At 68.8% G+C, this 25,719-nt stretch carries 25 protein-coding genes; 18 read left to right on the plus strand and 7 right to left on the minus strand.

What is annotated here, in order from left to right; all coding sequences use genetic code 11:
* Positions 1-55 precede the first annotated feature (55 nt).
* The 3 genes from EDC25_RS03015 (at position 56) to EDC25_RS03025 (ending at position 3,624) form a co-directional block, all read left to right on the plus strand.
* Positions 56-559 carry a DUF4390 domain-containing protein gene (locus EDC25_RS03015; protein WP_164484122.1) on the plus strand — a complete coding sequence of 168 codons (504 nt, stop codon included), beginning with the start codon at positions 56-58 and terminating at the stop codon, positions 557-559.
* A complete protein-coding gene (locus tag EDC25_RS03020) occupies positions 538-2,694 on the plus strand; it encodes a sensor histidine kinase (protein ID WP_123522748.1) in 2,157 nt (718 codons plus the stop codon). The genes EDC25_RS03015 and EDC25_RS03020 overlap by 22 nt, the downstream gene beginning before the upstream one ends.
* A 66-nt stretch (positions 2,695-2,760) precedes the next feature.
* Entirely contained in the window at positions 2,761-3,624 is an 864-nt protein-coding gene (locus EDC25_RS03025) for a 2OG-Fe(II) oxygenase (RefSeq protein WP_123522747.1), read from the plus strand.
* 60 nt (positions 3,625-3,684) lie between these two features.
* Here EDC25_RS03025 and EDC25_RS03030 read toward each other — a convergent pair whose 3' ends face one another.
* Positions 3,685-4,602: a glycosyltransferase gene (locus EDC25_RS03030; RefSeq protein WP_123522746.1), complete on the minus strand. Its 918-nt coding sequence runs from the start codon at positions 4,600-4,602 to the stop codon at positions 3,685-3,687.
* Positions 4,603-4,660: 58 nt separating this feature from the next.
* Here EDC25_RS03030 and EDC25_RS03035 point away from each other — a divergent pair, with 58 nt between their 5' ends.
* The 3 genes from EDC25_RS03035 (at position 4,661) to EDC25_RS03045 (ending at position 8,150) form a co-directional block, all read left to right on the plus strand.
* Positions 4,661-5,488 carry a glycosyltransferase family 2 protein gene (locus EDC25_RS03035; RefSeq protein WP_123522745.1) on the plus strand — a complete coding sequence of 276 codons (828 nt, stop codon included), beginning with the start codon at positions 4,661-4,663 and terminating at the stop codon, positions 5,486-5,488.
* A complete protein-coding gene (locus tag EDC25_RS03040) occupies positions 5,485-6,579 on the plus strand; it encodes a hypothetical protein (RefSeq protein WP_123522744.1) in 1,095 nt (364 codons plus the stop codon). Before EDC25_RS03035 ends, EDC25_RS03040 begins: the two co-directional genes overlap by 4 nt.
* Positions 6,580-6,761: 182 nt before the next feature.
* The gene (locus EDC25_RS03045) at positions 6,762-8,150 is read left to right on the plus strand and encodes a sigma-54-dependent transcriptional regulator (protein WP_123522743.1); all 1,389 of its coding nucleotides are present in this window, start codon (positions 6,762-6,764) and stop codon (positions 8,148-8,150) included.
* Between the two features lie 31 nt (positions 8,151-8,181).
* Here EDC25_RS03045 and EDC25_RS03050 read toward each other — a convergent pair whose 3' ends face one another.
* Entirely contained in the window at positions 8,182-9,108 is a 927-nt protein-coding gene (locus EDC25_RS03050) for a lysophospholipid acyltransferase family protein (protein ID WP_123522742.1), read from the minus strand.
* 34 nt (positions 9,109-9,142) lie between these two features.
* Here EDC25_RS03050 and dtd point away from each other — a divergent pair, with 34 nt between their 5' ends.
* The 3 genes from dtd to EDC25_RS03065 all read left to right on the plus strand — a co-directional run bounded on the left by dtd (position 9,143) and on the right by EDC25_RS03065 (position 12,582).
* Positions 9,143-9,580 (plus strand): D-aminoacyl-tRNA deacylase, encoded by a 438-nt coding sequence (gene dtd / locus EDC25_RS03055; protein ID WP_123522741.1) that lies wholly within the window; start codon positions 9,143-9,145, stop codon positions 9,578-9,580.
* Between the two features lie 236 nt (positions 9,581-9,816).
* Complete coding sequence (gene rpoD, locus EDC25_RS03060) at positions 9,817-11,661, plus strand: RNA polymerase sigma factor RpoD (RefSeq protein ID WP_123522740.1); 1,845 nt, start codon at positions 9,817-9,819, stop codon at positions 11,659-11,661.
* Positions 11,662-11,958: 297 nt separating this feature from the next.
* Positions 11,959-12,582 (plus strand): superoxide dismutase family protein, encoded by a 624-nt coding sequence (locus EDC25_RS03065; RefSeq protein WP_123522739.1) that lies wholly within the window; start codon positions 11,959-11,961, stop codon positions 12,580-12,582.
* A gap of 47 nt (positions 12,583-12,629) precedes the next feature.
* Here EDC25_RS03065 and dinB read toward each other — a convergent pair whose 3' ends face one another.
* The 5 genes from dinB to EDC25_RS03090 form a co-directional block, all read right to left on the minus strand.
* Entirely contained in the window at positions 12,630-13,703 is a 1,074-nt protein-coding gene (dinB, locus tag EDC25_RS03070) for a DNA polymerase IV (protein WP_123522738.1), read from the minus strand.
* A 154-nt stretch (positions 13,704-13,857) separates the two neighbouring features.
* On the minus strand, positions 13,858-14,091 hold the full coding sequence (locus EDC25_RS03075; RefSeq protein ID WP_123522737.1) for a hypothetical protein: 234 nt from the start codon (positions 14,089-14,091) through the stop codon (positions 13,858-13,860).
* A 116-nt stretch (positions 14,092-14,207) separates the two neighbouring features.
* Positions 14,208-15,173, minus strand: a complete 966-nt coding sequence (gene cysK / locus EDC25_RS03080; protein ID WP_132577221.1) for a cysteine synthase A — start codon at positions 15,171-15,173, stop codon at positions 14,208-14,210.
* 297 nt (positions 15,174-15,470) lie between these two features.
* The gene (locus tag EDC25_RS03085) at positions 15,471-16,466 is read right to left on the minus strand and encodes a chorismate transformation FkbO/Hyg5 family protein (protein ID WP_243695094.1); all 996 of its coding nucleotides are present in this window, start codon (positions 16,464-16,466) and stop codon (positions 15,471-15,473) included.
* Complete coding sequence (locus EDC25_RS03090) at positions 16,466-17,785, minus strand: NAD(P)/FAD-dependent oxidoreductase (protein WP_123522736.1); 1,320 nt, start codon at positions 17,783-17,785, stop codon at positions 16,466-16,468. Before EDC25_RS03090 ends, EDC25_RS03085 begins: the two co-directional genes overlap by 1 nt.
* 118 nt (positions 17,786-17,903) lie before the next feature.
* Between EDC25_RS03090 and EDC25_RS03095 the strand changes: the two genes are divergently transcribed.
* The 9 genes from EDC25_RS03095 (at position 17,904) to EDC25_RS03135 (ending at position 25,660) form a co-directional block, all read left to right on the plus strand.
* Positions 17,904-18,173 carry a phosphopantetheine-binding protein gene (locus tag EDC25_RS03095; RefSeq protein ID WP_123522735.1) on the plus strand — a complete coding sequence of 90 codons (270 nt, stop codon included), beginning with the start codon at positions 17,904-17,906 and terminating at the stop codon, positions 18,171-18,173.
* A gap of 23 nt (positions 18,174-18,196) precedes the next feature.
* Complete coding sequence (locus tag EDC25_RS03100) at positions 18,197-18,862, plus strand: COG4648 family protein (RefSeq protein ID WP_123522734.1); 666 nt, start codon at positions 18,197-18,199, stop codon at positions 18,860-18,862.
* Complete coding sequence (locus tag EDC25_RS03105; protein WP_123522733.1) at positions 18,837-19,124, plus strand: ApeI family dehydratase; 288 nt, start codon at positions 18,837-18,839, stop codon at positions 19,122-19,124. The genes EDC25_RS03100 and EDC25_RS03105 overlap by 26 nt, the downstream gene beginning before the upstream one ends.
* A complete protein-coding gene (locus EDC25_RS03110) occupies positions 19,121-20,092 on the plus strand; it encodes a lysophospholipid acyltransferase family protein (RefSeq protein ID WP_123522732.1) in 972 nt (323 codons plus the stop codon). The genes EDC25_RS03105 and EDC25_RS03110 overlap by 4 nt, the downstream gene beginning before the upstream one ends.
* Complete coding sequence (locus EDC25_RS03115; RefSeq protein WP_132577222.1) at positions 20,019-20,636, plus strand: LolA-related protein; 618 nt, start codon at positions 20,019-20,021, stop codon at positions 20,634-20,636. The genes EDC25_RS03110 and EDC25_RS03115 overlap by 74 nt, the downstream gene beginning before the upstream one ends.
* Positions 20,633-22,951 (plus strand): MMPL family transporter, encoded by a 2,319-nt coding sequence (locus EDC25_RS03120; RefSeq protein ID WP_123522730.1) that lies wholly within the window; start codon positions 20,633-20,635, stop codon positions 22,949-22,951. Before EDC25_RS03115 ends, EDC25_RS03120 begins: the two co-directional genes overlap by 4 nt.
* Entirely contained in the window at positions 22,944-23,381 is a 438-nt protein-coding gene (locus EDC25_RS03125; RefSeq protein ID WP_123522729.1) for a hotdog family protein, read from the plus strand. The genes EDC25_RS03120 and EDC25_RS03125 overlap by 8 nt, the downstream gene beginning before the upstream one ends.
* A complete protein-coding gene (fabG, locus tag EDC25_RS03130; RefSeq protein WP_123522728.1) occupies positions 23,368-24,111 on the plus strand; it encodes a 3-oxoacyl-ACP reductase FabG in 744 nt (247 codons plus the stop codon). The genes EDC25_RS03125 and fabG overlap by 14 nt, the downstream gene beginning before the upstream one ends.
* A gap of 454 nt (positions 24,112-24,565) precedes the next feature.
* Positions 24,566-25,660, plus strand: coding sequence for a hypothetical protein (locus EDC25_RS03135; protein WP_123522727.1), 1,095 nt, complete (start codon positions 24,566-24,568; stop codon positions 25,658-25,660).
* Positions 25,661-25,719 lie beyond the last annotated feature (59 nt).

Raw genomic sequence — 25,719 nt, forward strand, 5'->3', positions numbered from 1 at the left:
CGATGATGGGCCGGGCACGCGCCGCCGGTGGTTCCGGCCACGGATGCCTGCGCGGATGACAAGCGGCGGACGTATCGGCGCCCTGCTGTTCACCGCGCTGGCGCTGGTGGCCTGCGGCGGATCCGCTTCCGGAGTGCGCATCGTCGATCTCTACCGCACCGCGGACGGCCAGCTGGAACTGAGCCTGCGACTGGACCTGCCGGCGACGATGGTGCAGGGCCTGTTACGCGGCGTGCCGCTGGGTTTCCAGTGCGAGATGCAGGCGGATGGCCGGCGCAGCACGCAACGGCGTGAATTGCGCTTCCTGCCATTGAGCCGGCAATACCAGCTGCGCGAACCGGCGACCGGTTACAGCCGCAGCTACGACAGCCGGTCGGCGGCACTGGCGGCGCTGGAGCGCTGGCCGTTGCCGCTGGACGGCGACCATGAAGGCGCGGTGCGAGTGCGCGTCCACCTCGACCGCGGACGGTTGCCGTCCCCGCTCGCGCTGTCGGCGGTGTTCGACCGCGACTGGCATCTGGACAGTGGGGTGGTGACGTGGCCAGCCGGGCAACGCTGAGTCGCTGGGGCGCCGGCCTGCTGGTCGCGGCGACCATCATCGCGCTGAGCGTGGCAGGCCTGTTCCTGGCCAACGATGCCACCGTCGGTCGCGCCCGCCTGGGTCCGTACTACCCGGCATTGCTGGTGCTGGCCGCCGTGCTGGCGCTGGCGCTCGGGACGATCATCGCGTTGCAGGTCCTGCGCCTGCTGCGTGCGGTGCGGGCGCGACAACCGGGCGCGCGCCTGAATGCGAGGCTGCTCTGGCTGCTGCTCGCCATCGGCGTGCTGCCCTCGCTGATCCTGTTCGTGTTCGCGCTGAATTTCCTGTTCGGCACCGTGGACAGCCGCTTCGCGGCACCCGTGACCAGCGCACTCGACGACGCCCTCGAGGTTGGCCGGCTGTACCTGGAAGAACGGCGCGCCGATGCCGAGGAAGCGACTGCCGGCATTGCCCGGCGACTGTCGCGGCTGCCGCCGGCGGACTGGCAGCAGGAACTGGACAACGTCATCGACGAAGTGGCGGCGCTGCAGGTCGGCGTGCTGGCCGCCGATGGCTCGGTTCGCGCATCGGCCAGCGCCGATCCGGACTGGCTGCGTCCGGAGACGCCGCCTGAGCAGCTGCGCCTGCGGCTCAGCACGGATGGCCACGTCGCCGTCGTCGAGAGCCGCGGGGATGCGCTGGTGCTGCGCGCGCTGGCCCGCGTCGATGTCGGTGCGCTGCTCGCCGTCGGCGATGTCGTGCAGGCGGTGTTTCCGGTGCCACCGCGTTATGCGCCACTCGCGCACCGCATCGACCGCGCCGTTGCCGAGTACCGCCAGCTCGACTTCCTGCGCGGCGCGCTCAAGGTCAGCATGGCGATCATCCTCGGCCTGGTGCTGATGCTGGTGCTGCTGGCCGCGCTGCTGCTGGCGCTGCGTGGATCGCGCCGACTGGTGACGCCGGTGGCGCACCTGGCCGAGGCGACGGCGGCGATCGGCCGCGGGGAATACCGCTCCTTGCCCACACCCTCGCGCGACGACGAACTCGGCGACCTGGTCATCGCCTTCAACCGGATGAGCGGCGAACTGGACCATGCGCGCGCCGACATCCTTGGCAAGCAGGCCTTGCTGGAAGCGCAGCGCGCCTATCTCGACGCCGTTCTCGCACACATTTCAAGCGCGGTGATCGGCCTGGATGGAAGCGGCCGCGTCCGCCTGCTCAACGCCGCGGCGGAGCAGCTGCTCGGCGTGAACGGCCATGACGTGATCGGTGCCGAGCTGGCGGTGCTGGGTGGGCGCTACCCCGCGCTGCAGCCGTTCACCCGGCGCATCGGCGAACGCCGCCGCGACGCCGGCGACTGGCATGAGGAAGTCAGGCTCGACGAAGCCGTGCCGCCACGCGCGCTGCTGCTGCGCGGGCGGGCACTGGTGGAGCCCGATGGCGGGCGCGGCCAGCTCGTCGTGTTCGATGATGCCGGCGCGCTCGGCCGCGGGCAGCGTGAAGCCGCCTGGGCGGAAGTCGCCCGTCGCCTCGCGCATGAAATCAAGAATCCGCTGACGCCGATACAGCTCGCCGCCGAGCGGTTGCGCCGACGCTATCTGGGGCGGCTGCCGCCCGATGATGCCGACGTGCTCGAGCGCGCGACCGGCACCATCGTGTCCCAGGTCGAGTCGCTGAAGACGCTGGTCAATGCCTTTTCCGACTACGCCCGCCCGCAGCCGCCGCGGCGCGTCGGCATCGGTCTGAACGCGCTCGTCGGCGACGTGCTGGCGCTGTACGGCCAGGATGCGCGCCTTCATGTCGAGCTGGCGCTGGCGCCGGGCGAGATCATGGTCGAGGCCGATCCCGACCGCCTGCGCCAGGTGCTGCACAACCTGATCAAGAACGCGATCGAGGCCATGGCGGAACTGCCTGCGCCCCGCCTGTCCGTCGGCACGGCGGTCGTCGCCGTGGACGATGGCCGACAGGCCATGGTGGAAGTGCGCGATCATGGTCCCGGCTTGCCGGCCGACTTCGACATCGCTGCGCTGGAGCCGTACCGCAGTAGCAAACCCCGCGGTTCCGGGCTCGGCCTGGTGATCGTCCAGCGCATCATGGCCGAGCACGGCGGCCGCCTGGAAGCCGGCAATGCCGAGGGCGGCGGCGCCTATCTCCGGCTGTGGCTGCCTGCCTGACCGCGGGATCGTCGCGCGCCGCGCCAGGTCCTACACTTGCCGCCAGGTGATTGGGGACCTTTGAACATGATCCATCTGGGCAGCGTGCTGTCGCCGTCGCATTACGCCGGGCAGCCCTTTCCGCATTTCGTCGTGCCCGATGCGTTGCCGGCATCCGTGTATTCGACACTGGCGGCGGCGCTGCCTGACGACGTGCGCATCCGCCAGGGCGGCGAGCCGGGTGACAACCGGCGCTTCAGCTGGTCGGCGCGGCATACGCTGGTGGACGGCGAGCTTGATCCTGCGTGGCGGTCCTTCATCGCCGCCAATGTGTCGCAGGATTTCCTCGATGCGGTACTTGCCGCATTCGCGCCGGCGATCCGGCAGCGGTATCCGTGGCTGGAAGATCGCCTCGGGCCGATCTCCGGCTGGCGTGCCGGCGTGCGTCGTCGCGATGACTTCAGCACCGCCGACGTCCTGCTCGACGCGCAGGTCTGCCTGAATTCGCCCGTGCTCGCCGGCGCCTCTGCGGTGCGCGGCCCGCACGTCGACAAACCCGACAAGCTGTTCGCCGGGCTGCTCTACATGCGTCCCGACGATGACACCGAGACCGTCGGTGGCGAACTGCAGTTGCAGCGCTACCGCCATTCCTCCGCCCGCTTCGATGGCAGCCAGCTGGATCCCGGTGATGTCGAAACCGTCCGCCAGGTGCCCTACGCCGGCAATACACTGGTGATGTTCCTGAACGGCATCGACGCGATCCATGCGGTGACGCCGCGGCAGCCGGTGGCGCGCAGTCGTTATTTCCTCAACATCGTCGGCGAAGTGCCGGTACCGCTGTTCGACCTGAAGTCCCGCCAGCGTCGTTTCCGACAGCTGCGTCGCCTGGCCACGCGCATCGGTGACGCGCTGCACGGCCGACGCAGGGATTCCGGGCAGTTGCGCGACTGAGGTCCGGATCTCGGCGAACCGCCGCACGCGAATCCCGCGCGCCGGCCGCAGGGCGGCGCCTCAACCGCCGTGACGCAGCCGGTGCCGCAGGCGATACCAGAACGCCAGCCAGGGCCGGCGCCGGATGGCTTCGTCGCGACGGCGCGCCGCATCGGCCTTCTTGCGTTCGGCGAAGCGTCGCAGCAGACGGCCGTTGGGCACGAAACCCTTTGCCCGGTCCCAGGCAAGGAGACTGGCGGGATCGGATTTCGCCGGCCTGTCCGACAGGCCGAGCTCGCGCAGGATCGACGGCCGCAGGTAGCCTTCGGCGATCTCGATGTCCAGCTCGTCAGGGGTGATCTCTCCACTGTCGAGCAGCGCACGCACCTGCTTCACCCAAAGCCCGCCATGTGGATGGCAGGGATACACCCAGGGCTGGGTGCGGATTTCGGTGTAGTGCAGGTTGCAGGTCGTGCCCGGGCGATAGATGTCCAGGTCGTTCCAGCCGTTCGGCAGGCCGTCACCGATCTCCTGCGGCGACAACAGGGGTGTCAGCGCCATCAGCGGGTTGTAGCCGTAGCTGACGCCAAGGCCGCCGACAATCGCGGCGACGTCCCAGTCCAGGCGCGAGCAGTCCAGCATCATCACCGCCGCCTGCTTGCCCTTGCCGGGGTCGGCGCCCTGTTCGATCAGCACCTTCGCCGGTCCGAATGCGATGTCGAACAACGGTGCGATGTCGGCGAACACCAGCATGTCCGAGTCCATGTACAGGGCGCGACCCTGGAAACCGGCCAGGGCCGGGATCGCGAAGCGCGCGAACGAGAACTCGGTGTACGGCGCGAAGCGCGGCTCGGCAACCGGCGGCGCCAGCGAGTTGTCGATGGTGCGGATTTCTACCGGGCGGCTGGCGTACTGGCGGATCGAGGCGGCCAGTACCTTGAACGGCAGTTGCTGGCTGCGGTCGGCACCGCAGAAGATGCGGATCGGGGTCGTGGACATGCGCGGGAGTATATCCGCCGGTCATGCGGCCGTTGGTGGCCGAAGATACAATGCCGCCATGGCGACCAGCGTGATCCTGTCCACCTACAACCAGCCGGAATGGCTGGAGAAATGCCTGCTCGGTTACGCCGCGCAGGACCGCCTCGATTTCGAGGTGGTGATCGCCGACGACGGCTCGCGGGACGATACCCGGGCGCTGCTTGACGCCATGCGTCCGCGACTCCCGTTCGACCTCGTCCATGTCTGGCAGGAGGATGCCGGTTTCCGGAAATGCCGGGCGCTGAACCTGGCCGTCCTCGCGGCATCGGGCGATTACCTGCTGTTCTCCGACGGCGACTGCATCCCGCGGCCCGACTTCGTGTCGGTACACCTGCGCGAACGCGAGCCGGGCCGGTTCCTGTCTGGCGGTTACTGCAAGCTGCCGCGTGCGCTCAGCCTGGCGATCAGCAGCGACGACATCGCCAGCGGCCGCGCCACCGACGCGGCATGGCTGCGTGCCAGCGGCATGAAGCGTCGCACGCTCAAGATCGCCCGCCATCCGCTGTGGCGGCAGCGCGTGCTCAATGCGCTGACACCGACCCGGCCGCGCTGGCATGGCCACAATGCGTCCGCCTGGAAGAGCGACATCGTGCGCGTCAACGGCTTCGACGAACGACTGAGCTACGGCGCCGAAGACCTCGAATTCGGCGACCGCCTGGTGAACGCCGGCGTGCGCGGCAAGCAGATCCGTTTTTCCGCGGTCTGCGTCCACCTCGACCATGACCGCGGCTACGTGCAGCCCGGCATGCGCGACGCCAACGAAGCCCTGCGCGCGGTCACCATCCGCGAACGCCTGGTCTGGGCGGTGCACGGCCTCGACGGCCACCGCGGACCGCCCGTCCGGTGACGGCGCGGCTGTTCATCGCGTCGACCCCGATGATCGCGCTGGCCTGCGCCGGCGCCGCACTGGCCCACCCCGGACGATCCCGTCTGCTGCTCATCGAGGATTTCGATCTGGCGGGGCGGTTGCAGGATCTGCTCGAAGGCTGGCGTGACAATCCCTTCGAAGCGATCATGCGCCTCCCCGGCCGCCACACCGAGCATGTGATGGGTGCGCGCGATGGCGGCAGCGGCGTCCGCCATTTCCTGCACCGCCTGAGGGTGAAGCGCGCGCTTCGCCGGCAGACGCTGACGGAAATCGAAAAGATCGACGCCAGTCTTCGCCCCGACGAGGTGTGGCTGGGCAATGACCGCAAGCCGGAAACGCAGCTGGCCCTGCATCGAGCCAGCCAGCGTGCGCGGCAGCCGGTCGGGCGCTATCTCGACGATGGCCTCTACAGCTACCTCGGCGATGTCCGCCAGCGGCCTCTGGTCCGGCGCATCGATGCCTTCGTCAAGCGCCTGGGGTACGGACGCTGGTGGCAGCGCGCCGACCATGCCGGCACGACGTCCTGGATCCGCGAGGCCTGGCTGGTGTTCATCGACGAGGAGACGCCTTATCCGCCGCACCTGCGTCGCGCCCTGCCGCGGCACTGGTACGACGGCAGGCCCATCTGCCGGCTGGGCCTGCAGGCCGCACGTGCCTTCGGACTCGATCGGCGCGCACTGTCGAAAGTCGGCCTGGTCCTGGTGCTGCCGCATTCCAACCAGCTGCGCGCGAATCACGGGTTGCTCCAGCGCCTGCGCGATCGCGTCCGGGATGAGTGCGGCCGGGGCCGTCAGGTCGCGGTGAAATACCATCCGCGCGAAATCGATCCCGATCCCGCCGGCCTGCTGCGCGACGGCACGGTCCGCGCACTGCCCACGCTGCTGCCCCTGGAGTTGATCCTGCCGTTGTTGCCGCCCGGCGTTGCCCTGCTCGGGGAAGGCTCGACGGCATTGCTGGCGGCGCGCTGGCTGCGGCCCGACCTTGCGGTGGCCGACCTTGGCTTCAGCCAGGACGGTTACGCGGCCAGGGCGCGCGAGCTGTTCGCGCGCCACGGCATCCATCGCGAGTAGCGCGACCGCACACCTGTCCGGGGCCGGCCAACAGTCCGCGGCGTGGCAAGGCGGCGCCGATACAGGTCGAGATCGTCAATTCGAGTACTTGCCCACGTTGGGTATGGAAGGCGCCAGCCTGTGTGGCGGGTCGCCAGCGCGGCCGCTATGCTGCGCTGTCGTTTTTTCGCAACGGAGCGTCCATGTCGCCGGGCTACATCCTGGTTGTCGATGATGAAGCCGATATCCGGCGGCTGATCGAGGAAATCCTCGTTGACGAGGGTTACCGCGTCATCACCGCCGACGGCGCCGATGCGGCGCGCGCCTGTGTGCGCCGTGAGCGCCCCAGCCTGGTGCTGCTGGACATCTGGATGCCCGGCGAGGACGGACTGAGCCTGCTGAAGAGCTGGGCGGAACCGGGGCTGACGTTCCCGGTCGTCATCATGTCCGGGCACGGCACCATCGAGACCGCGGTCGAGGCGACGCGCCTCGGCGCCTGGGACTTCATCGAGAAACCGATTTCGCTGGCCAAGCTCCTGCTCACCATCGAGCGGGCGCTGGAAGCCAGCCAGTTGCGGCAGGAGAACGCCGGCCTGCGTGCCTTGGCCGCGTGGCCCAACGAGCCGGTCGGCGGCAGCGTCGTCATGCAGACGCTGCGCCAGCAGCTGGACAGGCTGTCCGGCCATCCGGCGCCGCTGCTGCTGCAGGGCGAGTCGGGCACCGGCAAGGAAGGCCTGGCCCGCTGGCTGCATGGCCGTGGCCCGCGGCGGGCCGGCCCGTTCGTGGTGGTGACGCCGACCGGGCTGACCGGCGAAGAGCGCCGGGTCGCGCTGCTCGGCAGCGAAAGCGGCGATTCGGTGCAGGCCGGCCTGATCGAACGCGCGCACGGCGGCACACTTTTCCTGGACGAGTTCATCGGGCTGGATGGCGACAGCCAGGCCTTGCTGGCCGATACGCTGGCGCGCGGGGAGCTGGTGCGCGTTGGTGGCAAGGCGCCGGTGCGCTTCGACGTGCGGGTGGTCGCCGCGACCAGCCAGCGCGCCCAGGACTGCCTGGAGCAGGGCTCACTGCGCGAGGACCTGTACTTCCTGCTCAACGTGGTGCCGGTGGCGGTGCCGGCGCTGCGCGAACGCAGCGAGGATCTGCCGGACCTGCTCGCCTACCTTGGCGATTTCTTCGCGCACCGCGACCGCCTGCCGTACCGGCGCTTTGGTGTCGCGGTGCAGAATCGCCTGCGCCAGCACGACTGGCCGGGCAACCTGCGCGAGTTGCGCAACCTGGTGCAGCGCCTGCTGCTGCTGGGGGGCGGCGACGAGATCGGGCTGGGTGAAGTCGAGCCGGCGCTGGCGCGTGTTGCCGACGCGCCACGCAGCGCGCCGGCGGGCGACGGGCCGGTATTCGATTTCGGCAAGCCGCTGCGCGAGGCGCGCGAGGACTTCGAGCGCGTGTACCTGGAACACCGCCTGCGCGAAGCGGGTGGCAGCGTCGGCAAGCTCGCGCGCCTGTGCGGCCTGGAGCGCACGCACCTGTATCGCAAGCTCAAGGACCTGGGTATCCAGGCCGGCCGCGATACGGCCGACGCCGGACCCTAGTCCGGCCGGGTCGTTACCGCTACTGCCGCCGTCAGGCGTTGCGTCGGCGCCGGGTGTTGGCACCGTAGCGCGGCGCCTCGCCCGGAGGTCGCCGGCTGAAGCGCTTGTAGGTCCACGCATACTGCGCCGGCGCCCGGCGCACCATTGCTTCGATGGTCGCGTTCATGGCGGCGGTGGCGCGGACGGGATCCTCCTCGTACAGGCCTTCCGGCGCCGGCACGAACCGGATCCGGAACCCCGCGCTGCCGGGCAGCCTCTCCGCGCAACCGAATACGGCGACGCAGCGCTGCGCGATGCGCGGCGCCAGCGTCATGGTCAGCGCCTCGACGCCGAAGAACGGTGCGAACACGCCTTCGCCGATCTTCGGCTGCTGGTCGGGCAGGATGCCGATCAGGTCGCCGGCCGCCAGTCGCCGGATGAGGGTGCGCGGCGCCTGCTTGTCGGCGCGGATCAGGTCCATGCCCAGGGCGCCGCGACTGCGCACGATGGCGGCTTCGACGGCGGCACTGGACGGCGGCCGGTAGAGCACCGCGCCCGGCCCGGTGCCCGCCAGATAGAGGTTCAGCAGCTCCCAGGCGCCCAGGTGCGGCGCCAGCACCAGCACGCCGCGGCCTTGGGCGCGCGCCTGCACCAGCAGTTCGCCGCCCTCGACCTCGCGGATCCATTGCAGGGCGCGTCGTGGCCGGGTCCAGATCCGGAACGCTTCCAGCATGCTGCGGCCCGATTCTCGCATCGTTTCCTCGGCCAGCGCCCGTCGCTGCGCGTCATCCAGTTCCGGAAAGCACATCTCGAGGTTGCGCAGGGTTATGTGCCAGGCCCGGCCGCGCTGGCGTCCGCCCAGCCATCCGCCCAGCCGGTGCAGCCAGCGCAGCGGCAGGCTGCCGATCAGCCAGAACGCGATGTAGGCGAGGCGACCGCCCAGGCCTGGAGCGGAAGCGGATGGGGATTTCGTGGACACTGTGGGATGCGGAAGCCGTGGAGCGTAAACAGCGATGATCAGCCTGATCCAGCGGGTGGAACAAGCACGGGTGGTGGTGGAAGGCGACACGGTGGGCGAAATCGGCGCCGGCCTGCTGGCGCTGGTGGCGGTGCAGCCTGGCGATGATGAAGATACACCGGCGCGGATGCTGGACCGGCTGCTGCGCTACCGGGTGTTCGCCGACGAGGCCGGCCGCATGAACCGCTCGCTGGCCGATACCGGCGGTGGCCTGCTGCTGGTGTCGCAGTTCACGCTGGCCGCCGATACGCGCAGCGGGCTGCGACCGAGTTTCTCGACGGCGGCACCGCCGGAACAGGCGCAGCGGTTGTTCGAGGTGCTGGTGTCGCAGGCCCGGGCGCGGCATGCGCAGGTGGCGACGGGCCGTTTCGGCGCCGACATGCGCGTCCATCTGGTCAACAGCGGGCCGGTCACGTTCTGGCTGGAAGTCTGAACCGATGGGCCGCTGTCCGGCTTGGTTTCGGGGCCGCCGGGCCCCACTTTGGCCGGTGTCCAGGGCCGCTGGCCGCATTTGTCGGCGTCAAGTGACCTCAACGGCCCTTTTTCTTCGTCTATGAAGATGAATGCCTGCCGTTGCTGGTCCGGATGCCATAGCGGTTGACTGGAAAATACCTGACCGGCCCCATAAACTATGGGGTTCTTTTCGCCCGCCGTTCGCGCGAGGAATTCATGGAGCAGAACGATCAGCCGACCGACTTCAAGTCCTTGATCATCAAGGGCAAGGAGCAGGGCTTCCTGACTTATGCCGAAGTCAACGACCATCTGCCGGATGACATCGTCGATCCCGAGCAGATCGAAGACATCATCGGCATGATCAACGACATGGGCATCGAGGTGCATGAAGAAGCACCCGTCGATGCCCTGCTGACCGGCGGATCCTCGTCGGTTGACGACGACGTCACCGAGGAGGCCGTCCAGGCCCTGTCGGTGACCGACGCCGAGGTGGGTCGCACGACCGACCCGGTGCGCATGTACATGCGCGAGATGGGTACCGTCGAGCTGCTGACGCGCGAAGGCGAAATCGCCATCGCCAAGCGCATCGAGGAAGGCCTGAACCAGGTGCAGAACGCCCTGGCGAACTTCCCGTGGTCGATCCAGTTGCTGCTGGAAGCCTATGACCAGCACCGCGAAGGCCGCCGTCGCATGAGCGAGGTGGTCGCCGGCTTCGCCGACCTGGAAGCGGCTGCCGAGCTGGCCGCCGCTGAAGCCGCAGCCGCCGCGGAGGAGCTGGGCGAAGACGCCGAGGACGTGGTCGAGGAGGACGAGGACGACACCGCCGACGAATCCGAGCCGGTGAGCGGCCCGGATCCCGCCGAGGTCGCCCGTCGCATGGAGCTGCTGCGCGAGCACTACAACAAGTTCCAGGCCGGGCACGCCAAGCACGGCGCCGAGCATCGCGCCACCGTCAAGGCGCGTGACGCCATGGCGGAAGAGTTCCTCAAGCTGAAGCTGCCGGCCGTCATCATCGACGAGCAGGTCAAGAAGCTGCGCGACGTCGTCAACCGCGTCCGTGCCCACGAGCGCCGCATCCACGACATCCTCGTGCATCGCGTGAAGATGCCGCGCAAGGATTTCCTGCGCATCTTCCCGACCAACGAGACCAATCCCGATTTCGTCGACAGCCTGCTGCGCAAGCGCCAGAAGTGGGCGCCGACGCTGCGCGAATACAAGGACGACGTGCTGTCGGAGCAGGACGGCCTGCTGATGACGGAGAAGTCGCTGTACCTGACCATCCCCGAGCTGAAGGAAATCAACCGGGCGATGTCGATCGGCGAAGCGAAGGCGCGCAAGGCCAAGAAGGAAATGGTCGAGGCCAACCTGCGTCTGGTCATCTCCATTGCCAAGAAGTACACCAACCGCGGACTGCAGTTCCTCGACCTGATCCAGGAAGGCAACATCGGCCTGATGAAGGCGGTTGACAAGTTCGAATACCGCCGCGGCTACAAGTTCTCGACCTATGCGACCTGGTGGATCCGCCAGGCCATCACCCGTTCGATCGCCGACCAGGCGCGCACCATCCGCATCCCGGTGCACATGATCGAGACGATCAACAAGCTCAACCGCATTTCCCGCCAGATGTTGCAGGAAATGGGCCGCGAACCGACGCCGGAAGAGCTGGCCGAAAAGATGGAGATGCCGGAGGACAAGATCCGCAAGGTGATGAAGATCGCCAAGGAGCCGATCTCCATGGAGACCCCGATCGGTGACGACGAGGACTCGCACCTGGGCGACTTCATCGAGGACACCAACGTCGAGTCGCCGCTGGAGAATGCCACCGAGACCGGCCTGCGCGAAACCGTGCACGACGTGCTGGGCAGCCTGACGCCGCGCGAGGCCAAGGTGCTGCGCATGCGCTTCGGCATCGACATGAACACCGACCATACCCTCGAAGAGGTCGGCAAGCAGTTCGATGTCACCCGCGAGCGCATCCGCCAGATCGAGGCCAAGGCGCTGCGCAAGCTGCGCCATCCCAGCCGCTCCGAACAGCTGCGCAGCTTCCTTGACGTCGACTGATCCTGTCCAGGAACGGTCCGACACGGAAAACCCCGCCTTGCGCGGGGTTTTCCGTCTGCGGCATCGGCGGCCGTGAGCAAGCGTGGGCATCCGGGTATCCGGTCGCCTGGGCCGCCGCCCACGTTGCCGAACAGCCCCCACGTTGCGGTGGATCGCGTTGCATGTACCGGGTGCGCGTGGCAGGGTAATCGCCAATGATCCGGACGTGTCCCGGGCGGGCCTCCGCGTCGCCGCGTCGTGGCCGTTACGCCTGCCGTTCTGTCAAACTACGATCAAATTCCTACTTGGAGTCATCCGATGCGTATTGCTGTTCTGCTCCCGTTGTCCCTCGCCAGTCTTGGACTTGCCGGGACGTTGTCCGCGCAGCAGGTGCCGGCGGAAAAGCCGCAGATCAACCGCGTCACCGTCGAACTGGCATCGGCCAGCGGGCAGCGCGCGACCGGCACGATCGTCCTGTCGCCGGACAACCACGGCCTGCATCTGACCGGCACCGTGCGTGGCCTGAAGGCGAACAGCGAACACGGCTTCCACGTCCATGAAAACGGCGACTGCAGTGCCGCCGACGCCAGCAGCGCCGGCGCGCACTTCAACCCGGCAGGCAGTGACCACGGCCGCCACGGCCAGGGCGCGCATCACGCCGGCGACCTGCCCAACATCAAGGCCAATGCCCAGGGCGAGGCGACGGTCGACCTTCATGTAACCGGGCTCACGCTGGGTGATGGCGGCCGTTTCGACATCCTCGATCGCGCCCTGGTCGTCCACGCCGACGCCGACGACTACACCTCCCAGCCGGCCGGCAACGCCGGCAGCCGCATCGCCTGTGGCGTGATCACCCGTCCGGAGCCGCCGCAGCTGCCGGCGCCGCCGGCGACCGAAGGCGAGGAAGCAGCGGAAACCACCGCGGACACGCCGGCCAACTGAGGTCGCCGCCCGATCGGGCGCCGGACCGGCAGCAAGCGGCCCGGCGTCTAGGAGGCCGGTTGCGCGAACAGATCCGACTGGGCGATCACTTCGTCCGGGTCGGCGAAATTGGCCAGGCCGACGCCGGCCAGCCGGTAGCGCGTCGATGCCGGCAGGTCCACCCGGTCGCGCAGGTCCAGCGCGATGCGGACCACGGCCTCCAGGCTGACAGGCGGACTCGCCGGCGTCAGGCTGCGCGTCAGGACGCGGAAGTCGGCCGTCTTCAGTTTCAGGACTACCGTGCGTGCGATGCGCGACTCGCGCCGGCCTGCCGTCCAGGTTTTCTCCGCCAGCCGGCGCAGATGCGGCTCCAGCGCCGTCAACGGCAGGTCATCGGCAAACGTGTCTTCGCTGGACACGGACAAGGTCGGCCGTTGCGGTTGTACCGCATTGTGGTCAATGCCGCGTGACAGTTCGTGCAGGCGGCGGCCCCAGCGCCCGAACCGTTGTTGCAGCGCTTCCAGCCCGGCCGCGCGCAACTCTCCCACGGTGCGGATGCCGAGCTTCGCCAGGCGGTCCTGCATCACCTTGCCGACCCCGGGCAGGCGTTCCACCGGCAGCGGGACCAGGAAGCTCTCGACGCGCGCAGGCCGCAGCACGAACAGGCCATCGGGCTTGTTCCAGTCCGAGGCGATCTTGGCGAGGAACTTGTTTGGCGCGACGCCGGCCGAGGCGGTCAGCGACAGTTCCCCGCGCACCGCTGTGCGGATGGCTTCGGCGACGGCCGTCGCCGTCGGCAGGCCGCCACGATGCTGGCTGACATCCAGGTAGGCCTCGTCCAGGGACAGCGGTTCGACCAGTGGCGTGTAACGCTCCATGATCGCGCGTACCTGTCTCGACACCGCCTTGTAGCGCGTGAAATCCGGTGGCACGAACACCGCATCCGGACAGAGCCGTTCGGCGCGCACGGCCGGCATCGCCGAGCGCACGCCGAAGCGCCGCGCTTCATAGCTGGCCGCGCACACCACCGAGCGGCGCCCGCGCCAGGCCACGACCACGGGACGCCCGCGCAGCGCTGGATCATCGCGCTGCTCGACCGAGGCGTAGAACGCATCCATGTCGATGTGGACGATCCGGCGCATTGTTTCCGTGGCGGCAGCTTGCGCCGGTGGAATCACCGGCGCGGCGTCGTTTTACCACGGCCGCGGCGGGGGCTTGAGCCGCGGCGGCCCGATGCGCTGTGCCTGCAGGTGGTTCCACGGACGGATCCGGACACCGGATCCCCGCTGCGCGCGGTCAGTGGCCGGGAAGCAGCGAGGTCCCGCGTTGAACGCGCTGCCTGCGTCCGCGTGTCGCGGCGCGCCGCTGACGTGACGGCCCGCGCGTGGCGATTTCGGATTGCAGCTCGCGCAGCGCCCAGCGCAGGTCGGGATCGTCCGGCGTCATTGCCAGTTCGCGATGCAGGCGGAGGGCGAAGTCCTGCGCCTGCATCCGGCGCAGTTCACTGCGAAGCGTGTCGAGAACATTCATGGCGGCGTCCACGGGCTAACCTGCCCGCGGCAAGCCTGCGCCCGCCGTCGGCCGGCGGCTATCGGAAAATTCCGGTTCCGCCGGCGGAATTCCGCCGCGGGCCGGAGGCGGTCGGCTCAACCGCTCTCCAGCGATGCCAGCCACTCGTCGTCCGAGCCGTCGTTGACGCCCTCGAACAGGAAGGTGGACAGGTAGCGCTCGCCGGTGTCGGGCAGCATCGCCAGCAGGACGGAGCCGGCCTCGGCGCGCTCGGCGATCTGCAGGGCGGCCGCCACGGTGGCCCCGGCGGAGATGCCGACGAACAGGCCTTCCTCGGCAGCGAGGCGACGCGCTGTATCGCGCGCAAGGGTCTCGTCGATGGCCAGGTTCTCGTCGAAGATCGAGCGGTCGAGCACAGCGGGCACGAAATCGGGCGTCCAGCCCTGGATCTTGTGCGGCGACCAGCCCTGGCCGGCCAGCAGCGCGGCCTGGACCGGCTCGCAGGTGGCGATGCGCAGGTCCGGGCGCGCGGCCTTGAGCACGCGGCCGGCACCGCTGAGCGTGCCGCCGGTGCCCCAGCCGCTGATGAACCAGTCAAGGCGCCGGCCGGCGAAATCGCGCAGGATCTCCGGACCGGTGGTCGCGGCGTGGAAGTCCGGGTTGGCCGTGTTCTCGAACTGCCGGGCCAGGAACCAGCCGTGCCTCTTCGCCAGCTCTTCGGCCTTGCGGACCATGCCGGAGCCGCGCTCCGCGGCCGGGGTCAGGATGACGCGGGCGCCATAGGCACGCATCAGCTTGCGACGCTCGATCGAGAAGGATTCCGCCATCGTTGCCACGAAGCGGTAGCCGCGGGCCGCACAGAGCATGGCCAGCGCGATGCCGGTATTGCCGCTGGTCGCTTCGATGACGGTGTCGCCCGGTTTCAGCAGGCCCTTGCGCTCGGCATCGAGGATGATCGCCAGTGCCAGGCGATCCTTGACCGAGGCGCCGGGATTGAAGGATTCGACTTTCGCGTAGAGGTCGACATGCGCGGGGCCGATCCGGTTCAGGCGCACGATCGGGGTATTGCCGATGGTCGAGGTGATATCGTCGTGAAGGCTCATGCGGGGCTCCGTGCAGGCGGGAGGAAAGAGCCCGGATCAGCGATCGGGCCGATGCTGGCCGGGTGTTGCCGTTGGCACGATCAAAGCGTCCGGCAACCGCCACAGCCTAGCGGCAGTCGCGCCCGCCGTGCATGAGGACGCGTCGGGTGTCAAGCGACGTCGGGATGGCCGCCAGCAGCGGGGCGCGTCGCCGGCCCTGGGTGGCGGGTCGGTAGGAAGTCGAATGGTGCCGGCCTTCCGGGGTTCGACCACAGGCCGACACCGCCGGAGGGCGCGAAGCTCAGGCCGCCAAGCGCATCAGGCGCCAGAAAAGCTGCCGTCGATCTCGAGCAGCAGCTCGCTGCGGCAGATGTCACCCTGCAGGAACACCACCTGCTCGGGCAGCAGCCCGGCGCTGTCGAGGACGGCGCGCAACACCGGCGCATCCTCGCGATGGCGGACGTAGGCCTTGAGGCAGGCGCCACGGCCGCGAAGACGGTCGCCCAGTCCTGCCGTCTGCACAAGCGTGTCGAGGTTGCGCAGCGTTTCCGCTGACTGCGCGGCAGCGTCGCCGACATGCGCGGTGGCATGGCCGACGACGCTCGCCGTGCCCGAGATCAGCAGCGTCGGCGGCTGCGTGTCCACACGCATGGCGCGCGCGAAACTCGGCGGCACCGGGCCGTACTGGCGCGGATAGCGGTAGGCACTCACCTGGCGCGGGTTCTCGACCGGATGGGCGGACCGGCGCGCGGCAAGCGCGTAGACGAACAGGTCGCCGTCCTTCACCAGATGGCCGATGGCGGTCGCCGCCGGCAGCCGTTCCGCCGGCCAGGCGCCCATGCCGCGGGTGCGACCGATGGAAAAACGGCGGTAGCGCTCGGCGTCGCCATCACCCTCGTTGATCGCGGCCAGGTAGTTCCAGGCCCGAAGCAGGTGCGGATAGTCGTGCCGGCGCACGCCTTCCAGCAGGCGACGGTAGGCATAGTCGGCCGCACCTTCGGGTCCGTCGTGCCGCGACTCGTCGACGCGCATCGACAGGAACAGGTAACCGCCGCCTTCCGACCACGCCATGTCGCCATCGCGGCCGTGGCTGACCTCGCCCTCGACACGCCACACCTCGCGGGGCGCGACGCTGCCGTCGAGGGTATCCAGCGGCACCACGACTTCACGCGGATCAGCGCCCGCGGCGTGCGATCCGAAGCCGATGACAGCCAGCACGTCATGGCCGGACACGGGCACGGACGCGGGCGCGGTTTCATAGCCGACCTTCAAGGTCGGTGCGCATCCGGATGGGAAAGCCTGCACGACCGCCATCAGTGGCGGTCCTGGGCGGTGTTGCCGCCACTGAACTCGACGCGCGCCTGGCGCCGGCGGTGGCGCAGGTCGCGCACATGTCGCGGCAGGTTCATCAGGCCGGCGACGGCGAAGACCATCTTGAACAGGTGCAGTTTGCGGCGTACGCGGCCGCCATCGTAGACGTCGCCGGCCAGCAGCGAGATCACGCCGCGATCCAGGTCCCAGGGTGGGCTGTCGTGCGCGAACAGCTGGCGCAACGTGTTGGAATTGAAGCGGTAGACGAACCAGGCGAAGGTCCGCAGGCCGCGGTTCACCCGTCGCGCATACGCCCGCTGCAGTGCCGACTCGCGGCCCGGCTCACGCAGCACGGTGTCCACCAGCTTCGCCGCGCGCGCGCCGCTGTCCATCGCCAGGTGCACGCCGGAAGAGAAGATGGGGTCGAGGAAGGCGTAGGCGTCGCCGGCCATGATCCAGTGCCGGCCGCAGGTCGCGGTGCACTGGTAGCTGTAGTTGCCGGTAACGTGGGTCGGCGAGCACCGGGTCGCCGCTCGCATGCGTTGCGCCGCCTCCGGAATCCGCTGCAGCGTCTCGAGCAGGAATTGCCCGGCGTCGCCGCGACGCTGCTTGAGATACTCGGGCCAGCACACGCAGCCCACGCTCATCACGTCATCGGGCAGCGGGATCATCCAGGCCCAGCCGAACTCGAAGCGGTAGATGCTGATGTTGCCGGCATCCTCGCCCTGTCGACGTTCGACGCCGTGGAAGTGCGCGAAGATGGCCGCGCTCTGGTGTTTCGGATTCTTCCGCTTGATCTTCAGGGCGTTGCCCATGAAGGTCTCGCGACCGCTGGCATCGACCAGGTAGCGGGCACGGATTTCCAACGTGCCGTGCTCGCCCGTGGCAAAGGCGCGGACGCCATCGGGCAGCAGCTCGACGTTGTCGATGCGCAGGCCTTCACGACTGTCAGCGCCACTTTCGCGCGCATGCCGGAACAGCATCGCGTCGAAGTCCTCGCGCTTGACCTGGAAGGCATAAGGCGGGGTATCGCCGAGCGCGCGCCGGAAGCGGAACACGTTCGGCTGCGAGCCGGCACCCGGGAAATCGGCGCCCAGTTTCAGTACGCCCAGTTCGCGCACCTTGTCGAGCACGCCGAGCTCCTCAAGCAGCGGCACGTTGGCCGGCAGCAGCGATTCGCCGATGTGGAAGCGCGGGTGCCGGTCCATTTCCGCCTGCAGCACATGCCAGCCGCGACGCGCGAGCAGGGTGGCGGCGGTCGATCCGGCGGGGCCGCCGCCGATCACCAGCACATCGCACTTCTCTTCGACTGCCTCCTGCATTGCCAGTGCTGCCGGGGTCCTTGAGGGGTGCGTATGATACACTTCCAGCGCTGTATCCCGCCTCGCGGACGCCGGGGTCGGAACCCACATCCACGATCCGGAAGGACCCGAGTCAGCCATGAGCCAGACCCTTCAAGCCGAGCAGGAACTTGCCGCACTGATCGTCGAAGCGCTGAACCTGGAGGGCGTCGCGCCGGATTCGATCGACCCGGAAGCGCCGCTGTTCGGTGATGGCCTTGGGCTTGATTCGATCGACGCGCTCGAGCTGGCGCTGGCGATCTCCAAGCGATACGGCTTCCAGCTGCGCTCGGACAATCCGGACAACAAGCAGATCTTCTCCTCGCTGCGCGCGCTCTCCGCGCACGTCGAGCAGCACCGCACCGCCTGACCCCGCACGCCAACGGCATCGCCATGCGTGCCCTGGCGGTCCTCGCACCGGTTCTCTATTTCCTTCTTGCGCATGCCGCCACGCTGACCGGCCTGGCTTCGCTGCGCGCGGCGGCCGTGGCCGTGCTGGTCGTCCTGCTGCTTGCCATGCTGCGCGGGCGCTGGCCCCTGCAGATCGCCTTGCTGGCGGCGCTGGCGGGCTGCCTGTGGCTGGCGCCGCAACCGATGCAGCTGCTCATGTATGCGCCGCCGGTGCTGGTTCCGCTGGTGATGTCGGCGCTGGTGGCGCGCTCGCTGTTGCCCGGACGACAGCCGCTGATCGAGCGCTTCGTCTGGCACATGCACGGCCGCCCGGACCGGCTGAGCAACGAGCACATCCGCTACACGCGCGCGGTCACCGTGTACTGGTGCGGCGTGTTCATCGCGATGGCGACCGTCAACCTCGCGCTGGCGCTGTTCGCGCCGCCGGCGCTGTGGTCCTGGATCGCGAACATCGCCACCTACGCCATGCCGCTGCTGGCCATGCTCGCCGAATACGCCTGGCGCAAGCGCGTGTTTCCGGTGCAGCAGTACCGTGATGTCTTCGATTACCTGGGCCGGATCATCCGTCTGGGCCCGACATTTGCCGGCGAGTTCGTCCGCGATGCCCGCCGCGAGGATGCCCATGCGCCACCATCGCTTCACCCTTGAGCCGGACGCCGCCTGCCTTGCTGGCCATTTCCCGGGACGCCCGATCATTCCTGGCGTCGTGCTCCTGGATGCCGCCATCGCCGCTTTCGACCTGCGCGGCCCGCTACGCATCGTGCAGGCGAAATTCCTGAAACCCTGTGCACCTTCGACGGCCATCGACATGTATCTGGAGGAAGCGCCAGGTGGGCGCCTCGACCTGCGCATGGAGGACGAGGGGCAGACCGTCCTGCTGGCACGCATGCAGTCAGGCGCCGCGGGATGAGTGATCCGCACTGGACCCAGCGCCCGGAAGGCGGCGGACGCTTCGCGATCTGGCTGATCCGCGGCATCGTGCTGCGCCTGGGACGGCCGCTCGGCCGCCTGCTGCTGTATCCGATCACGGCCTACTTCCTGGTGCGGCGCAGCTCGGAGCGGCGCGCGTCGCTGGCCTACCTGCGTCGGGCCCTCGGCCGCAAGCCGACGCTGCTGGATGGTGCGCGGCATGTCCATTGTTTCGCGGCGACGATCCTGGACCGCCCGCTGCTGCTGACCGACCGGCTCGACCGTTTCGATATCCGCGTGCACGGCGTCGAGACCGTGCACGAATGCATGGCGATGGGGAAGGGCGTGCTGCTGCTCGGCGCCCACCTGGGCAGCTTCGAAGTGCTGCGCGTGCTGAGCCTGCAACGACCCGATGCGCGCGTCGCCGTGCTGCTGGAGCGCAGCCAGAACCCGGCGATGACGCAGTTGCTGGAAGAATTGAATCCGCGACTGGCCGCCTCGGTGATCGACCTTGGCATGCCGTCCACCGAACTGATGCTGCGCATCAAGGAAGAAGCCGAGCAGGGCGCCCTGATCGGCGTGCTGGGCGATCGCCGGCGTGCCGGCGAGCCGGGCGTGCCGGTACCGTTCCTGGGCGAACAGGCGTGGTTTCCGGTGGCGCCCTACCTGATGGCCTCCGTGCTCAAGCTGCCGGTCTGCCTGTGCTTCGGCCTGTACCGCGGCGGGCGCCGCTACGACCTGCATTTCGAGCTGTTCGCCGAGCGCATCGACCTGCCGCGCGGCGACCGCCGGGCGGCGTTGCAGGACCATGTTCAGCGCTACGCCAGCCGCTTGCAGCATTATGTCCGCGAGGCACCGTACAACTGGTTCAACTTCTACGATTTCTGGATCGATGATGCGCCCAGTCTTTCTTATCGCCGCACTGCTGTTGCTGTCGACGCCGGCGCCAGCGCCGGCCGCCGACCTTGATGCCCTGCTGGCCGCGCTGCGGCAGCCGCCGCCGCTGAGCCAGCCGTTCCAGGAAGTCCGTTTCCGGCGCGCGCTGAAGGCGCCACTGGTGACGTCCGGCACGCTGGCCTGGCTGGGCGGTCTGGAGTTCGAGCGGCGCATCGAAACGCCCTATCGGGAAACGGGCGTGGTCAGCGGCCGCACGCTGGTCGTGCGTCGCGACCGGGGTGCCGAACGCATCATTCCGCTGGCGCGCGCGCCGGAACTGCAAGTGCTTTTCGGTGGCCTGTCGGCGCTCTTCGGTGGTGATGTCCAGGCGCTGCGCGAGGCCTTCGAGATCGAGCTCGAAGGCGGGGAGACCTGGCGGCTGCTGTTGCGGCCCCGGCAGCCGGCGCTGCAGGCGCGCGTGGCACAACTCGAGCTGCGCGGCAGTGGCGGTGAAGCGCGCTGCCTGGTGCTCCAGCAGGAAGGCGCCGACACGCTGACCGTCTTCACCGACCAGCCATTGGACCTGGCCGCGGGCGACTTCGCGGCCGTCGTCGACGGCCAATGCCCGCAGCCATGAAGGCGCGCGATGCGGCGCTGGCCGCGATCGTCGCGCTGCTGCTGCTGGGTGCGTGGGCGGCGTCGGGACTGCGCCTGGGCAGCGACCTGGCGCGCTTCATGCCGGACGCACGGGATGCCGACCAGCGCCTGCTGCGCGGTGAGCTGGGCAGTGGCCCGGCCAGCCGCATCCTGCTGCTGGCCATCGCTGCCGGCGACGAAGCGCGCGCGGCGGGTCTGAGCCGCGAGCTGGCAGCGCGCCTGCGCACGGATCCGGCTTTCGCCCAGGTGCTCAACGGCGAGATCGACGAAAGCGCCATGCTCGCGACCCTGATGCCGCTGCGTTTCAGCCACAGTCCTGGCATGGACGTGGCGCGGTTCGACGTCGATGGCCTGTACGAGGTACTGCTGGAACGGCTCGCCGATCTGGGCGGTGCCGGCGGCGAGGCCTTCGATACCCTGCTGGCGCACGATCCGCATTTCCTGACCCTGGCGCTTGCGGAAAGCTGGCAGCCGCTGCAGGAGCCGACGCTGCGCGATGGCGTCTGGTTCACCGGCAACGGCGAGGCCCTGCTGCTGGTGCAGACGGAGGCGGCCGGATTCGATCCGCAGGCGCAGGCCGCTGCCATCGCGACCATCCGGTCGACCTTCGAGACATTGGCCGGCAATGACGCGACGCTGCTGCTCACCGGAGCGGGGAGCTTCAGTGCACGCATGAGCGAACGCGTCGCCGCCGAAGCGGGGCTGCTCGGCGGCATCGCGCTGGTGAGCCTGGTCGCCATGCTGCTGCTGGCCTACCGTTCGGCGCTGTTCTTGCTGGCGTCGGCCGTGCCCATGGCCTGTGCGGCCGCCGCCGGGGTGATCGCGTTGCGTCTGGGTTTCGACGAGGCGCACGGCATCACCCTGGCCTTTGCTTTCACGCTGATCGGCGTTGCCCAGGACTATCCCGTCCACCTGTTGAGCCACCTGCACCCCGGTGTCCCGCCAGCGGTGGCGGCACGCCGCCTTTGGCCGGCGCTGCGCCTGGGCGTGGCCAGCACCGCGGTCGCCTACGCCAGCCTGTTTTCCGGCCAGGCCGAAGGCCTGGCGCAACTGGCGGTTTTCACCATTGCCGGCCTCCTCGCCGCCGCCCTCGTCAGCCGCTACCTGCTGCCGCAGGTGCTGCCTATGCCGCGACGCGATGTGCTGCACGGTCCCGGTTTCCGGCGCTGGGCGCAGCGCCTGGACGGCATCGACGGCGGCCTCTGGCCACTGCTGCCGGTGCTGCTGCTGGCCGGGGTGGCACTGATCGCGGGTGGACAGCGCAACTGGTGGAACAACGACCTGTCCAGCCTGACGCCGCTGCCGCAGGAATGGCTGCTCGAAGACATGCGCCTGCGTGCGGAGCTGGCCAGTCCCGACGCCCGCCACCTGCTGCTGCTGAGTGCGGCCGATCGCGAGGGCGTGCTGCGCCTGAGCGAGTCGCTTGCGCCGCGCTTCGACACGCTGGTCGAGGAGGGCGTGCTGGCCGACCACAGCCTGCCGTCGCGCTACCAGCCCAGTCGGCAGGTGCAGTCCTGGCGGCTGTCGAAACTGCCGACGCCCGAGGTCCTGCGCGCGGCCCTGGCTGACGCATCGGAAGCCAGCGGCTTCGATGCCGCGTTCTTCGAGCCGATGGTGCAGGACGTCGCCGCCGCGCAGGCGCCGGATGCTGCGGCGCGCATCGCGGCGGCGCAGGCCGACGGTCCGGCCGGCATGCGACTGGCCGCGATGTTCCGCGAACACCAGGGCCGCAGCGTCGCGCTGGTGCAACTGTCCGGGTTGCAGGATCCGCAGGCGCTGGAGGCGGCGCTCGACGGCCGGCCCGACGCCCGCATCCTCGACCTCAAAGCGGTCGCCGAAGGCATGGTGGCCGATTACCGCAGCCGCGTCGTCTCCGGCCTCGGCATCGCCGCGGCGGCGCTGCTCGTGCTGCTGTGTGCCTGCCTGCGGCCGCGCCGCGCCATTCGCGTTCTGCCGCCGGTTCTACTGGGTCTGGTGGCGACCCTTGCCGTCCTCAGGCTGGCCGGTGTCGAGCTCACCCTGTTCCACCTGATCGCCTTGATGCTCGCTGCGGGCCTGGGCATGGATTACGCGCTGTTCTTCAATCATGCCGACAGCGCCGGGTCGCGGGCGCGGACCCTGCATGCCGTGCTGATCTCGGCGGCGTCGACGCTGCTGGTATTCGGCCTGCTCGGTGCGTCGTCCATTCCCGTGCTGCGCGCGATCGGCTCGACGGTCGCGATCGGCGTGGCGGCGCAATTCCTGCTCGCGCTGTGCATGAGCGGCGCCGCGCAGCGGAGGACAGCCGATGATTGAACGCAGCGAATGGCTCCACCTGATTCCCCACCAGGGACGCATGGCGCTGGTGGACCGTGTCCTGCACTTCGACAACGAAGGTCTCGATGCGGAGAGCGACAACCACCGTGATCCATCGCATCCGCTGCGTCGCGACGGCGTGCTGCGTGCGGTCCACCTGTGCGAATACGGCGCGCAGGCCATGGCGGTGCATGGCGCGCTGGTGGCACGCGCAAGCGGCGCCACGGCCCTGCCCGGCCTGCTGGTCGCCCTGCGCGCCGTGGAACTGGCCGTGGAGCGCATCGACCACCTGCCCGGCACGCTGCAGATCCAGGCGGTGCGCGTGACCACCGATTCCAGCGCCTGGCTGTACCGCTTCAGCGTCAGGCATGAAGGCGAAGAGCTGGCACGGGGCCAGGCCATGGTGATGCTCGACAATGGCGACACATGATCCGAAGCCGCAACGGCGGGCACTTGTAACCGGTGGCAGTGGCGATCTGGGCCAGGCCATCTGCCGCGCGCTTGCGGCGGATGGCTGTGCGGTGATCGTCCATGCCAGTACCCGTCCGGAACGGGCCGAGGCGCTGGCGGCATCAATCGATGAATCGGGTGGTTGCGCTGAGGTCGCCGTGTTCGATGTCACCGACGCCGGGACGGCGCAGGCGGCGATCGACGGCCTGCTCGAAGCAGGGCCAATAGACATCGTGGTGAACAATGCCGGCATCCACGACGACGCGCCCATGGCCGGCATGGGCGATGACCAATGGCGCCGCGTCATCGACGTCAGCCTCAATGGCTTCTTCCACGTCACCCGCCCGCTGTTGCTGCCGATGGCGAGGCGGCGTTTCGGCCGCATCATCAATGTGTCCTCGGTGGCGGCGGTGACGGGCAACCGCGGCCAGGCCAATTACGCCGCCGCGAAAGCCGGCCTGCATGGCGCGACGCTGACGCTGGCGCGTGAAATGGGCAGTCGCGGCATCACCGCCAACGTCGTCGCGCCGGGCATCATCGAGGGTCGCATGACCGCGGGCCTTTTCACGCCTGAACTCGTGCGTCAACTCGTCCCGGCCGCCCGCACGGGGCGCCCGGAGGAGGTTGCGGCGCTGGTCCGTTTCCTTGCCTCGCCGGAGGCGGGCTACATCAACGGGCAGGTCATCGGCGTCAACGGCGGCATGGCCTGAGCCTATCCGGGGGCGGCGCCCGTAGCTGCCGCCGTCACGAAAAGCGTGGACGGGCTCGCCCTTCGCGTCCACGCGCGCGAACGGCCCCGGGATAAACGGCTTCTTGTCCCTTTCCTGCGCGTGTTCGCTGTTCCGCTGGACGCAAACAGACCTTCACGCCCAGAATTCGAAAAAACCGCGGGCGCGTGGGACAACGGCCCTGTTCGAACGTCCCATATTGAATGGGTGCGTTATAATAATTGCAAAAATTACGCACAATAACCTACGTGAATGTTGACAATGTTGCGTGAGCATCTGATAGGGTAAAGCTGTCGTCGTGCAGCGCAATAGAAGTGTGTCCGGCAGCGGCGACGGGATTGGAGCCGGCAGCCGCACCCTGGACGGTCGCCGTCTCCGTGTTGGGCGTGGATCCAACCGCGCCCGCGAACTACGCAGGACTTACGGAGCGACAACAATGAAAAAGAACGCAGAAACGGGTCTGAATGCCCGTGCCAAGCGGAAAGGATGCGGCGTCCTCGCAAGAACCCTGGCTGCAGCTGGCCTGTCGCTCGCGATCGGTGCGGCTTTCGCCGACCCGGTCACGGTTCCGAATGGCGACTTCAGTGACCCCGGAAACACCGGCACGGTCGGTGGTGGGCTCCTCGGGGGTTCCGGCGTGAACGCGCTGATCGGCAATGGCCCCTGGCGCGGCACCTACTGGGGTATCGCCGATCTGCTCGCGCCGCCGTCCCTGGCCATCAACCACAATACCCAGACCGCAACGATTGGCGGCATCGCCGGCGTCAACCTGCTGGGCCTGGTCAACAACGGCGGATACTTCACGCAGACCCTGGCGCAGAACTGGGAGCTCGGACGTTTCTACGTCCTCAGCGCCGACGTCGACGCCGGCGAACTGCTGAACCTCGACCTCCTGGGCGACTCCGGCGTCGGCATCGCCTTCCGCTCCGGCAACGATGTGCTGGCCTCCTCCACGAGCGCACTGGGCCACCTGCTCGACCTCGATCTGGTGGGTAGCGATATGTACCGCGTTCGCCTGGGCTATTTCGCCGATCTCAACGCGACCGGCCCGATCAACATCAAGATGGGCTACGAGCCGCAGGGCGTGGCGTCTGTGGACCTGCTTTCCGACGTGACCTTCCGCAATGTCGGCCTGGAAGTCCGTGACATCGGTGATCCGGCGGCCTTCGAAATCCTGACCCACGGCGACCTGTTGCAGGCCGAGGTCGGCCAGCCGTTCTCGGGCAACCTGATCGTGCTGGTGCGCGACGACGATGGTGACGGAGTCCCGGGCTATACGGTGACCTTCACCGCCCCCACGACCGGCGCCAGCGCGGTCCTGACCTCGCCGACTGGTGGAACCGGTACCACGGTGACCGCCGTCACCGACATCGACGGCCTTGCCATGGTGAGCGCACAGGCCAACAGCGAGGCCGGTTGCTACCGCGTGACGGTCGAAGGCGTTGGCATCCCCGAGGTCGCCACGTTCTACCTGCGCAACTACAGCAATGCGCCGGGCGTGAACTCGATCTTCTGCAACGGCTACCAGTAATTCGATCCTGGACGGCGCCGCCGGAAGCGGCGGCGCGTCCTGCCCGGCACGCCCTTTGT

Origin of the sequence: Pseudofulvimonas gallinarii (genome assembly GCF_004343305.1) — a bacterium.
GTDB lineage: Bacteria > Pseudomonadota > Gammaproteobacteria > Xanthomonadales > UBA2363 > Pseudofulvimonas > Pseudofulvimonas gallinarii.